7 protein-coding genes and 1 pseudogene are annotated in these 13040 nt (G+C 65.2%); 7 read left to right on the top strand and 1 reads right to left on the bottom strand.

The annotated features are described in order from the left end of the window. From AWC27_RS30915 to AWC27_RS09725, 3 genes and pseudogenes are all read left to right on the top strand, one after another. Positions 1-435: pseudogene (locus AWC27_RS30915) on the top strand (PE family protein); the annotation flags it as partial. 158 nt (positions 436-593) lie between these two features. Beyond that, a complete protein-coding gene (locus AWC27_RS09730; protein WP_085670294.1) occupies positions 594-2261 on the top strand; it encodes a PE family protein in 1668 nt (555 codons plus the stop codon). A 31-nt stretch (positions 2262-2292) separates the two neighbouring features. Beyond that, the gene (locus AWC27_RS09725) at positions 2293-4335 is read left to right on the top strand and encodes an NAD(+) synthase (RefSeq protein WP_085670293.1); all 2043 of its coding nucleotides are present in this window, start codon (positions 2293-2295) and stop codon (positions 4333-4335) included. Between the two features lie 212 nt (positions 4336-4547). Here AWC27_RS09725 and AWC27_RS09715 read toward each other — a convergent pair whose 3' ends face one another. Further along, positions 4548-5408, bottom strand: a complete 861-nt coding sequence (locus AWC27_RS09715; RefSeq protein ID WP_139836874.1) for a PfkB family carbohydrate kinase — start codon at positions 5406-5408, stop codon at positions 4548-4550. 284 nt (positions 5409-5692) lie between these two features. On the opposite strand from AWC27_RS09715, the gene AWC27_RS09710 reads away from it, so the two are divergent. The 4 genes from AWC27_RS09710 (at position 5693) to AWC27_RS09695 (ending at position 12883) form a co-directional block, all read left to right on the top strand. Further along, the gene (locus AWC27_RS09710; protein WP_245846956.1) at positions 5693-7762 is read left to right on the top strand and encodes an adenylate/guanylate cyclase domain-containing protein; all 2070 of its coding nucleotides are present in this window, start codon (positions 5693-5695) and stop codon (positions 7760-7762) included. After that, entirely contained in the window at positions 7762-9165 is a 1404-nt protein-coding gene (locus AWC27_RS09705; RefSeq protein ID WP_085670291.1) for a mechanosensitive ion channel family protein, read from the top strand. Before AWC27_RS09710 ends, AWC27_RS09705 begins: the two co-directional genes overlap by 1 nt. A gap of 132 nt (positions 9166-9297) precedes the next feature. Continuing rightward, positions 9298-11481 (top strand): adenylate/guanylate cyclase domain-containing protein, encoded by a 2184-nt coding sequence (locus AWC27_RS09700; RefSeq protein ID WP_425437475.1) that lies wholly within the window; start codon positions 9298-9300, stop codon positions 11479-11481. A 7-nt stretch (positions 11482-11488) separates the two neighbouring features. After that, positions 11489-12883, top strand: a complete 1395-nt coding sequence (locus AWC27_RS09695; protein WP_085670289.1) for a mechanosensitive ion channel family protein — start codon at positions 11489-11491, stop codon at positions 12881-12883. Positions 12884-13040: the final 157 nt, after the last annotated feature.

Below are 13040 nucleotides of genomic sequence, written 5' to 3'. Positions count from 1 at the left end.
TCCCTGGGCGGGGCGGGGGCGACGGGTGGTGCCGGCGGAGCCGGTGGCGACGTCCAGGTGGGTATTAGTGGCAGCGGTAAGGGTGCGGGCGGCACCGGTGGAACCGGTGGTGTCGGAGGAGCAGGAGCCTCCGGAGGCGCCGGTGGGAATGGCGGAAACTTCCTCGGCAACGGCGGCGCTGCGGGCAACGGCGGTATCGGTGGCGCCGGTGGGGCCGGGGCGACGATCGGCGGGACGGGCGGTATCGGCGGCCACGGCGGTGCCGGAGGGCACGGAGGTCTGCTGATCGGCAACGGCGGAGTAGGTGGCACCGGCGGCACCGGAGGGACCGGTGGTACCGGTGGCCTCGGCGCCGGCGGCATCCACGCCGCCAGCGGTGACAACGGTCAGCAAGGCGACGCCGGGCCGGTCGGTCAGGCCGGTAATCACGGCTGACCGCGGCGCTGCGGTTGCGGGTTGGACCCGGCCGGCCTGTTGAGTCATATGACTGATCCCAACAGCTGTTTGAACGGCGAGACTCTCGCAGTGTCGGTGTTCGTTTGTCGCGTGCTACGGGGCCGTCTGCTATTCCATGACTCACTGGGGGACAGCACATGTCGTATCTCATTGCGGCGCCCGGAACTGTGGCGGCGGCGGCGACGGATCTAGCGGCCATCGGTTCGGCGATCACCGCGGCCAACGGTGCAGCGGTGGCTTCGACGACCGGTGTGCTTGCCGCGGGTACTGACGAAGTGTCGGTGGGTATCGCCGAGCTTTTCGGCGCGTACGGGCAGGCCTACCAGGCGTTGAGCGCGCAGGCCGCATCGTTCCACGATCGGTTCGTCCAGCTGATGAATGCGGGCGCGGCCAGCTATGTGGCCGCTGAGGCCAGCAACGCCGAACAGAACCTGCTCAACGCGGTGAATGCGCCCACAGTGGCACTGTTCGGCCGCCCGCTGATCGGCGACGGCGCGGCCGGCAAGACCGTCAACGGGGTGGGGCAGGCCGGCGGCGCCGGCGGGATTCTGTACGGCGATGGCGGCGCCGGCGGTGCCAGCACAGCCGCCGGCGCGGCCGGCGGGGCCGGCGGCTCGGCGGGCTTGATCGGCAACGGCGGCATCGGCGGCCAGGGCGGGACCGGGGCAGCGGGCGGGGCCGGGGGCAATGGCGGCTTTCTGTTCGGCAGTGGTGGAAATGGCGGCACCGGTGGCGCCGCCGCCATCGGCGGCATCGGCGGCATGGGTGGTAGCGGCGGCAATGCCGGACTCTGGGGCACCGGCGGGCAAGGCGGTCACGGCGGACAGGGCGGAGTTGGCGCGGCTGGGGTCAATCCCTCAGAGACCTGGAACCACGTAGACACGGCAGGCACGGGCAAGGCCGGCGCGGACAACCCAACTGGCAGCGGCTACAACGGTTTCTCCGGCGACAACGGTGGAGCCGGAGTGGCCGGCGGCCTGGGCGGCCAGGGCGGCTATAGCGGCGTTGCCTCAGGCAAGCCGACGGGTGTCCACTTTGTTGGTGGTAGCGGTGGCGCCGGAGGGGCCGGCGGGACCGGCGCGCCCGGTGGTCAAGGAGGTGCGGGTGGTGGCGTCACGGCATACAGCTTTGGCGTAGGCGGTACGGGTGGCACCGGTGGCGCTGGTGGTGCCGGCGCGCCTGGAGGTCAGGGCGGATTCGGCGGAGACGCCCCTGGCTGGACCGGCGGCACCGGCGGGACGGGTGGCACCGGCGGCACCGGTGCCGCGGGCGGCAAGGGCGGTACCGGCGGGATCGGCGAGATCGCTGGCGCCGGCGGAACGGGGGGCACCGGCGGTGTGGGCGCGACGGGCGGCACCGGCGGCACCGGCGGCACCGGGGGTGTTGGGGGTCGGGGCGGCCTGCTGTTCGGCGACGGTGGTTTCGGCGGCGTCGGTGGTGCCGGAGGTGCCGGCGGGATGGGTGCCGGCGGTGGCGAAGGCGGCCAGGGCGGCGATAGCGGCAGCAGTGGCACCATGATCGTCCCGCCGGCTCCTGCCGGCAACGGCGGCACCGGCGGTGACGGCGGCGTCGGCGGTACCGGCGGAAACGGCGGCGGTGGTGGCGCTGGCGGCGCCGCCGGGCTGTTCGGTCACGCGGGCAGCGCTGGTTCGGGTGGTGCCGCCGGTGGCGGCGGCCAGGGTGGTACCGGCGGTGCGGGCGGCCAGCCCGGAGCCTTCGGAAACCCCGCCGGCGGTGCCACGGCCGGTGCGGACGGCCAGACCGGCGCTCACGGTGCCGACGGTCAGGACGGCCTACCCGGTTGACCCGCTGCCCTAGCGGGCAATATGTAAGGCGATGAGCTTCTATTCCGCATACCAGCATGGGTTCGTGCGCGTTGCCGCGTGCACGCACCACACCACGATCGGCGACCCGGCGGCCAATGCCGCATCGGTACTGGGGTTGGCACGCGAATGTCACGACGACGGTGTCGCATTGGCGGTCTTTCCGGAGCTGACTTTGTCGGGCTACTCGATCGAGGACATCCTGCTGCAGGATGCCCTGCTCGACGCCGTCGAAGCGGCGCTGCTCGAGGTCGTTTCCGCATCCGCGGACCTACTGCCCGTACTGGTCATCGGGGCGCCGCTGCGGCATCGGCACCGGATTTACAACACCGCCGTCGTCGTTCATCGCGGTGCCATCCTCGGCGTCGTACCGAAGTCGTACCTGCCGACCTATCGGGAGTTCTACGAATACCGCCAAATCGCGCCGGGAGACCAAGAGCGCGGCGCCATTCGTATCGGTGACACCCAAGCCCCATTCGGCCCGGATCTATTGTTCACTGCGTCCGACCTGCCGGATTTCGTGTTGCACGTGGAAATCTGCGAGGACATGTTCGTGCCGTTGCCCCCTAGCGCTGAGGCGGCGCTGGCCGGCGCCACGGTACTGGCCAACCTGTCCGGTAGCCCGATCACCATCGGCCGCGCCGAAGACCGCTGCCTGCTGGCGCGTTCGGCTTCGTCACGCTGTCTGGCGGCCTATGTGTATGCCGCGGCGGGGGAGGGCGAGTCGACGACCGACCTGTCCTGGGACGGCCAGACGATGATCTGGGAAAACGGGGTGCTGCTCGCGCAATCCGAACGCTTTCCCAAGGGGGAACGTCGTTCGGTCGCCGATGTCGACACCGAATTGCTTCGCTCCGAGCGGTTACGGATGGGCACCTTCGACGACAACCGGCGGCACCACCGCGAGCTCACGGAGTCGTTCCGGCGCATCGAATTCCGGCTGGACCCGCCGTCCGGCGATATCGGCCTACTGCGCAGTGTCGAGCGCTTCCCATTTGTTCCCGCCGATCCCCAACGGCTGCAACAGGATTGCTATGAGGGCTACAACATCCAGGTGTCCGGACTCGAGCAGCGACTGCGGGCCTTGGACTATCCGAAGGTTGTCATCGGCGTATCCGGGGGTCTGGATTCGACGCACGCGCTGATCGTCGCGGCGCGTGCAATGGATCGCGAAGAGCGTCCGCGCAGCGACATTCTCGCGTTCACCCTGCCCGGATTCGCCACCGGCGAGCGCACCAAGAACAACGCCATCAAGCTGGCGCGGGCGTTGGGCGTCACCTTCGAGGAGATCGATATCCGCGGTACGGCCGAGTTGATGCTCAAGGAGATGGATCATCCGTTTTCCCGGGGTGAGAAGGTCTACGACGTCACCTTCGAAAACGTCCAGGCCGGGCTGCGCACCGACTACCTGTTCCGCCTGGCGAATCAGCGCGGTGGCATCGTGTTGGGCACCGGCGACTTGTCCGAGCTCGGGCTGGGCTGGTCGACCTACGGTGTCGGCGACCAGATGTCGCATTACAACGTCAACGCCGGGGTGCCCAAGACGCTGGTTCAGCACCTGATCCGCTGGGTGATCTCGGCGGGTGAATTCGAGGACGAGGTCAGCGAGGTGCTGCAGTCGGTGCTCGACACCGAGATCACTCCCGAACTCGTGCCGTCCGGAGAAGAGGAGGAGCTGCAGAGCAGCGAGGCGAAGATCGGTCCCTTTGCGCTGCAGGACTTTTCGCTGTTCCAGGTGCTGCGCTTCGGGTTCCGGCCGTCGAAGATCGCTTTTCTGGCCTGGCATGCGTGGAGCGATCCCAAGAGCGGCAGCTGGCCGCCGGGCTTTCCGGACGACAAGCGTCCGTCGTACTCGCTGGGCGAGATCCGGCATTGGCTGCAAATCTTCGTGCAGCGGTTCTACTCATTCAGCCAGTTCAAGAGGTCGGCATTGCCCAACGGCCCCAAAGTATCTCACGGCGGTGCCCTGTCGCCCCGCGGGGATTGGCGGGCACCGTCGGACATGTCCGCGCGGATCTGGCTGGACGAAATCGAACGCGAGGTCCCCGAGAGTTAGCCATCGACTTCGGCCGGCAGATAGCCCTGCGCCGCCAGCCGCGGCAGTACCCCGCCGCCCTGCTGCGGGTCAACCGGTTGGTCTTCGTCGATGGGATGCCGCACCACCACCTGTCGGTGCTGTTGTCGCCCAGTCGCAGCCGGGTGCCTGCTCAGTCAATCCGGGGCCGAACTGGAATCCGCGGGCGGTCTGACCTTCGCCCACGACGTGGGCTAACCCTCCGATACGGCTGCGTCGATCATTTCGGCATCGGGTGCACAGTTGCCGGCGCCCGGCACCAGCGTCGCGATCGCACCTGCGGCGCAGGCGCGCCGCAGTGCGCGCAGTCGCTGGCGCGGTGAACCGGGGTCTGGGGGCCAGTGCGCCGCCAGCACTCCGGCGAACACGTCGCCGGCGCCGGTGGTATCCACCGGCGTCACGGCCGGAGCGCGTACCTCAAACCTGCCATCCGGGCCGGCGTACCGGGCCCCGCGTTCGCCCAGCGTGACCACAAAATGCGTTGGCTGGTAAGGCCATTCGTCGGCTTCGCGCTCGTTTGCGATCACCACGTCGGCGTAGCCGGCCAATTCGGCCAGGACGTCGGGATCCTGGCCGCTCGGTGAGGCATTCACGATGACGACAGCCCCGGCCGCACTGGCCGCGCGCGCCGCGAACAGCGCCGTCGTCACCGGAATCTCCAACTGAGTCAACAACACATCGCAGGCGGGAACCCCGGTCAGCTCCAGCTGGGCGTTGACCCCCGGGGCCACCACGATGGTGTTCTCCGCACCGGCATCGACGATGATGACGGCGGTTCCGCTGGGACCTGACGCCCGAACCGTTGCGTCCACGTCAACGCCGTTGGCCCGCAAGTGTGCTCGTAACTGTTCGCCGGCCGAGTCGTCGCCCACCGCGCCGACGAACTGGACTTGCGCGCCCGCGCGTGCGGCGGCCACCGCCTGGTTGCCGCCCTTGCCGCCCAACGTGTACGTCAACTTCGATGCCAGTACCGTCTCGCCCGGGCACGGCAGGGCGGCTACGTCGAACACCAGGTCCATGTTCACGCTGCCCACCACACAGACTCGAGTCGCCATTCCGCCGAGGTTATGGAGTCGCGCCGGGTTTCACAACGGAGGACGTGCGTGTCGGAGCCCTTATGCTGCGTGATCGGTGCATCGTAGAGAAGTCAGTACCGGGTCGCCACCGTCCAGCGCAGACCCCCTAGCGAGAGGGAAGCCGATTGACGTCGGGTGAGACAACAGCGTCGAGCCATGCAGCAGACTCGGTCCCGGAGGCCGAACCAGCGCCGGCCACCAAGAGTCGTCCCAAAGAGCGGCGCCGCCGCCCGCAGTTCCGGGCCAGCATCCAATCCAAGCTCATGGTGCTATTGCTGCTGTCGAGCATCGTCTCGGTTGCCGCGATAGTCGTGGTCGTCTATCGATCAGGCCGCACCTCTCTCACCACGGCGGCGTATGAACGGTTGACCGAACTGCGGGAGTCGCAGAAGCGGGCCGTGGAGACGCTGTTTTCCGATCTGACGAATTCGCTGGTGATTTATGCCCGCGGTCTGACCGTGGTCGACGCCCTTGCGGAGTTCACCGCCGGTTTCGATCAGCTGTCAGACGCCAAGATCAGCCCCACCCAGCAGCAGGCGATCGTCAACTACTACAACAACGAACTCATCAAACCGACCGAGGCCATGACCGGTGAACGACTCGACATCACCGCGCTGCTGCCGACGACTCCGGCGCAAAGGTACCTGCAGGCGTACTACACCGCGCCGTTCACGTCCGACGAAGCATCGTCACGGTTCGACGATGCCGGCGACGGCAGCGCCTGGTCTGCGGCCAATGCGCGGTTTAACAGCTACTTCCGCGAAATCGTCAGCCGATTCGACTACGACGACGCGGTGTTGCTGGACACCAGGGGCAATATCGTCTACAGCCTGAGCAAGGATCCCGACCTCGGCACCAACATCTTGACCGGACCGTATCGGGAATCCAATCTGCGCGATGCCTACCTCAAGGCGTTGGGCGCCAACGCCGTTGACTTCACCTGGATCACCGACTTCCAGCCGTATCAGCCGCAGCTCGACGTTCCCACCGCGTGGTTGGTGGCACCGGTCGAGGCCGGCGGCAAGACCGAGGGGGTGCTGGCCCTGCCGCTGCCCATCGCCAAGATCAACCGGATCATGACCGCCGACAAGCATTGGCAATCGGCAGGCATGGGCGAAGGAACCGAAACCTATCTCGCCGGTCCTGATCGTCTGATGCGTTCGGATTCCAGGCTTTTCCTGGAAGACCCCAAGGAGTATCAGCGACAATCGACATCCGCAGGCACACCAGCGGACGTCGCCAACCGGGCCATCCAAATCGGGGGTACTACACTGCTGCAGCCCGTGGCCACCGAAGGGCTGCGCGCCGCTCAGCGCGGACAGACCGGAACTGTTTCGGCTACCGACTACACCGGTAATCAGGAGCTCGAGGCATACGCGCCGTTGACCGTGCCGAACTCCGATCTGCACTGGTCGATCCTGGCCACCCGAGATACTTCGGAGGCCTTTGCGGCCGTAGCGTCGTTCAGTAGGGCACTGATATTGGTCACGGTGGCAATGATTTTCGTCATTTGTGTGGCATCAATGCTCATCGCGCAGGCGATGGTGCGGCCGATACGCCGGCTTGAGGCCGGCACCCAGCGGATCAGCTCCGGCGACTACGACGTGACGATACCCGTCACGTCTCGCGACGAAATCGGCGATCTGACGGCGGCTTTCAATGAGATGAGCCGAAATCTGGAGATCAAGGAGGAGCTGCTCAACGAGCAGCGCCGGGAGAACGACCGGCTGCTCCTGTCGATGATGCCCGAGCCGGTGGTGCAGCGTTATCGCGATGGCGAGAAGGCGATCGCGCAGGAACACCAGGACGTTGCCGTGCTATTCGCCGACATTGGGGGGCTCGACGAGGTGTCCAGCAGCCTGTCGGGCAACGAACTGGTCGGGATCGTCGACGAATTGGTGCGCCAGTTCGATTCGGCCGCCGAACACCTTGGTGTGGAACGGGTTCGCACCTTGCACAACGGCTATCTCGCCAGCTGCGGTGTCACGACACCTCGCCTGGACAACATTCCCCGAATCGTCGATTTCGCCCTGGAAATGCGGCGCATCATCGATCGGTTCAACAGCCAGACCGGCAATGAGTTGCATTTGCGCGTCGGTATCAACACCGGTGATGTCACCAGTGGGCTGGTCGGCCGATCGAGTGTGGTCTACGACATGTGGGGCGCCGCGGTGAGTTTGGCCTACCAAATGCACAGCGGCGCACCCCAACCGGGCATCTACGTCACGACGCAGGTTTATGAGGCGATGCGTGACGTGCGGCAGTTCGCCCCCGCCGGCACCATTTCGGTTGAGGGGGCAGATGTGCCGATATTCCGATTGGTTGAGCGCTGATGAATGTATTTCATTCGTCGTGGTTCTACTGGGCCTCGGGCATCGCGATCGGATTGCCCGTCGGACTGATCATCCTCACCGAGCTGCATCGCTATCTGGTCCGCCGGGAAAGCCATTTGGCCCGGCAGGTCAGCCTGTTGCGCAACTACCTGCTGCCGCTTGGGGCGTTGCTGCTGCTGCTGGTCAAGGCCTCGCAGATCCCGGCCGGCGACGCCACGGTGCGCATCCTGACCACGGCGTTCGGGTTCATGGTGCTGGTGTTGCTGCTGTCCGGACTCAACGCCACGGTATTCCAGGCGGCGCCGGTGGACAGTTGGCGCAAGCGGCTGCCCACCATCTTTCTCGACGTCGCGCGCTTTGCGCTGATCGGTGCCGGCCTGGCGGTGATCCTGTCCTACATCTGGGGCGTACGGGTAGGGGGTGTGTTCACCGCACTGGGGGTTACCTCGGTGGTCATCGGCCTGATGTTGCAGAACTCCGTCGGCCAGATCGTGTCGGGTTTGTTCATGCTGTTCGAGCAGCCGTTCCGGATCGATGACTGGCTGGACACCCCTAACGGGCGCGGTCGCGTCGTCGAAGTGAACTGGCGCGCGGTACACATCCAGACCGGTGCCGGGTTGCGGATCACCCCGAACTCGGCGCTCGCCACAACCTCGTTCACCAATCTCAGCCGCCCGGCCGGGTCGCATAAGTGCACGATCACAACAAAATTCGCCGTCTCCGATACCCCGGACCAGGTGTGCGCGATGCTGACCAGGGTCGCCACCGAGTTGCCCCAACTCAAGTCCGGAACCGTGCCGACCACCGTGTCCGTCGGTGGCGGTGAGTACCGAACGACGGTGCGGGTGAAGTCGGCCGCCGACGACGGCGACACCCAGGCCACTTTCCTGCGTTGGGTCTGGTATTCGGCGCGGCGGGAAGACCTTCATTTGGACGAGGCCGACGACGTCTTCTCGACGACCGAACGGGTGCAAGCCGCTTTGCGCACGGTGGTTGGACCGGAGCTGCGGCTGAGTCTGAGCGAACAGCAGTCGTTGGCTCCTTATGGGCACGTGGTGCGCTACGGCACCGACGAAATCGTGCAGCATGCCGGTGTGGTGCCTACCGCGATGACGTTCATCGTCGCCGGCAGCGTTCGGCTTACGGCGACGACTGAGGACGGATCGGTCATTCCGCTCGCCACCCTGACCAAGGGCGCATTTCTGGGGGTGACCGCGCTGACGCGCCAGCCCAATCCGACCGGTGCCGTGGCGCTCGAGGAGCTCATCGTGTTGCAGGTCGACCGGGAACACCTTGAACAGGTGGTGATGGGTAAACCGATCCTGCTGCAGGAGTTGGGCCGACTCATCGACGAGCGGCAAACCAAGGCGGACCGCGCAACTCGTCGCGAACGAGTCGGTTAGCGGACAATCGCTTGGTGGGCAGCACCCGACCGTGCTCGCCTATTTGCGCAAACAAGGCCGGTTTCGTTACCTTTTCGCGCTAGTCTGCTGCGTGGTCTGCCCGTCTTTTCGCCGGCAGCGAGAGGAAGACGATTGGAATCAGGGCAGCAAACGTCACCCGAAGCGGCAGCAGAGTCTGCCCCCTCGGTCAATCGTGGACGCCGGTTTCTGCGGCTTTTCCGAATGGGAATCCAGTCCAAGCTCTTGGTGACGCTGCTGGTGTGCAGCATCATGTCGGTCGCGGTGGTCGGTCTGGTCGGGTATGTGACGGGTCGCAATGCGTTGCGGCAGGTCGCGATCGAGCGGCTGCTTGAGCTGCGTGAGTCGCACAAGCAGCAGGTGGAGGCGCTGTTCGGTGAGTTGATGAAATCGGTGATGGTCTACAGCAGTGGTTTCAGTGCGGTCGAAGCGGAGCGGGCTTTCACCGCCGGCTTCGCCGAATTGGCCAACGCGAAGATCAGTCCCGCACAGGAACAGTCGCTCGCGAACTACTACAACAAGCAGATGATCGACCCGATCAATCGCTTGACCGGAGACGATCTGGACATCAACGCACTGCTGCCGAGTTCCAATGCGCAGCGGTACCTTCAGGCCTACTACACCGCCCCGTTTACCTCAGCCGGCGACGCGATGCGCTTCAATGACGCCAACGACGGCAGTGCCTGGTCAGCGGCCAATGCGCGCTACAACGACTTCTTCCGCAGCATCGTCACGCGCTTCGAATATCGGGATGCGCTGCTGCTGGATCTCGACGGCAACGTCGTCTACACCGTGAACAAAGGCCCCGACCTCGGGACCAATGTCTTCACCGGCCCGTACCGGGAAACCAATTTGCGCGACGCCTACCAGCGGGCGCTGCGGGCCAACGACGTTGACTTCGTCTGGATGACCGACTTCCAGACGTATCAGCCGGCGTTCGACGCGCCCACCGCGTGGCTGGTGTCGCCGGTCGGGATGAACGGCAGAACCGAGGGCGTGATGGCGATGCCGTTGCCGATCTCGAAGATCAACGACATCATGAACGCCAGTAAGCACTGGGAAGCGGTCGGCATGGGCAAATCGACCGAGACATATCTGGCCGGCCCGGACGGCTTGATGCGTTCCGATTCAAGGGTTTTCCTGCAGAATCCGAAGGAATATCAGCGTGAGGCGGTCGCCGGTGGTACAGCGCCCGACGTCGTGAAGAAGGCGATGCGGTTGGGCAGCACGGTGCTGGTCCAGCCGGTTCACAGCGCGGGTCTGCGCGCCGCCCAGCGCGGACAGACCGGTGTCACCTCGGACACCGACTATCTCGGCAACCGTGAATTGCAAGCCTATGCGCCGCTGAATGTGCCTAATTCAGAACTGCATTGGTCGATTCTGGCGACGCGCGACGACGGCGACGCCTATCAGCGATTGGCCTCGTTCGGCAAGACGCTGGTCCTTGCGGTCGCGGGGATGAGCTTTGTCATCTGCGTGTTGTCGATGCTGCTGTCGCGGCTGCTGGTGCGGCCGATTCGTCGGTTGGAGGCCGGTACGGCGAGGATCAGCGCAGGTGACTACGAGGTGACCGTGCCGGTCAAAACGCGCGACGAACTCGGCGATCTCACTGGGGCTTTCAACGAGATGAGCCATAACCTCAAGGTCAAAGAGGAACTGCTCAACGAGCAGCGCAGGGAAATCGATCGCCTGCTGCTGTCGTTGATGCCCGAACCGGTGGTGCGGCGGTACCGCGAGGGTAAGGAGACCATCGCACAGGAGCACCAGGACGTCACCATCATTTTCGCCGACATCGCGGGACTCGACGACCTGTCCAATGACTTGTCCGGCGACGAATTGGTCGGGACGGTCGACGAGCTGTTGCGTGAATTCGACTCCGCAGCTGAATCCCATGGCGTGGAACGGATTCGCACTCTGCACAATGGCTACCTCGCCAGCTGTGGGGCCACCACACCGAGGCTGGACAACATTCACCGCAGCGTCGACTTCGCGTTCGAGATGCAGCGGATCATCGATCGTTTCAACGCCCAGTCGGGGCGCCAGCTCGACTTGCGGGTTGGGATCAACACCGGGAAAGTCGTCAGTGGCCTGATCGGGCGAGCGGGTCTTGTCTACGACATGTGGGGCGGCGCGGTGAGCCTGGCCTACCAAATGCACAGTGGCTCAAGGCAGCCCGGCGTTTACGTCACCGCGCAGGTGTTCGAAGCGATGCAAGACCTGTGGAATTTCACGCCAGCGGGCCAGATTTCGGTCGGCGGATCCGAGCAGCGGATCTGGCGATTGGTGGACCGGAAGTGAGCTTGCAGTGAACGTCTTCGGCTCGGCCTGGTTCTATTGGGCCGTCGGGGTGGTCATTGGCCTGCCGGTCGGGATCGTCATTCTGACCGAGGTGCAGCGTGCGCTGGTGCGCAGGCGCAGCAGTCTGGCCAAACAGGTTGGTCTACTGCGCAATTACGTGCTGCCACTCGGTGCGCTGCTGCTGCTGATCGTCAACGCCACGGGTGTGCCGGTCCACGACACGGTGGTACGGATACTCACGACGGCATTCGGCTTCCTGGTGCTGGTGCTGTTGCTGTCCGGTCTCAATACCACGGTTTTTATCAGCGCGCCGCAAGGATCCTGGCGCAAGCGGTTACCTGTCATCTTCCTCGACGTCGCGCGGTTCGTGCTCATCGGCGCCGGTCTGGCGGTGATCTTTTCGTACGTCTGGGGTGTGCGGGTCGGAAGCCTGTTCACCGCGCTGGGCGTGACCTCGGTCGTCATCGGCCTGATGCTGCAGAACTCCGTCGGCCAGATCGTCTCGGGGCTGTTCATGCTGTTCGAGCAGCCGTTCCAGATCGACGACTGGCTGGATACCTCCACAGCGCGCGGCCGAATCGTCGAAGTGAACTGGCGCGCTGTGCATATCGAGACCGGCAGCGGGATGCGGATAATCCCGAACTCGGTGCTGGCCAGCACAGCCTTCACCAACCTCAGCCGGCCGGCCGGCGTACACGAATTCGCGATGAAGACCACATTTTCCGACGCTGATGCTCCTGACCGGGTTTGCGCGTTGCTGACGCGGATCGCCAGCCTGCTGCCGCAGCTTCACGCGGGCGATATACCGACTTCGGAAGCCCTCGGCGGCGCCGAATACTGCACCACCATCGGGCTGGCGTCACCTGCCGACGAACGCGCAGCGCAAGCAACGTTTGCGCGGTGGATCTGGTATGCCGCACGACGGGAGGGGTTGCATCTCGACGACGCCGACGACGACTTCTCCGACGCCGAACGTGTCGATGACGCGTTGCGAACGGTGGTGACGCCCGTTCTACGGCTCAGCGATGACGATCGGCAGTCGCTGGTTTCGCGCGCTCGGATGGTTCGCTATGGCGCCGGCGAGATCGTGGAGTATGCCGGTTCGGTGCCTGCGGGGATGACGTTCTTGGTGCGTGGGCGGGTGCGGTTGGTTGCTACCACCGACGGCGGATCGGATGTACCGATCACCACGCTGGATGAAGGCTCGTTTCTGGGGCTCACCGCACTGACTCGGCAACCGAACCTGGCGAGTGCTTACGCGCTCGATGAGGTGACCGCGCTGGAGATCGGCCGTGAGCACATCGAGCATCTGGTGATGCGAGAACCATTGCTATTGCATGACTTTGGCCACCTGCTCGATGAGCGGCGAAGCAAGGTGCGTCAGGCGCGCGGGGGTGACTGAGTGGCCGTCGCAGGAGCCACGTAGGTCACTTCAGTACCGTGAGCTGGGGGACACCCGTTTCTGAAATGCGATATCGCCGGCGATATGAGTCCGCTGAATAAGTGAGTTCTTGAAGGTTCGCAGGGCGTTGGCGTGGCGTCTGCAGTTTCGTTGCCGT

Origin of the sequence: Mycobacterium szulgai, assembly GCF_002116635.1 — a bacterium.
Lineage (GTDB): Bacteria > Actinomycetota > Actinomycetes > Mycobacteriales > Mycobacteriaceae > Mycobacterium > Mycobacterium szulgai.
The sequence above is the reverse complement of the archived record's forward strand: the minus strand, read 5'-3'. Positions and strand labels throughout refer to the sequence as shown.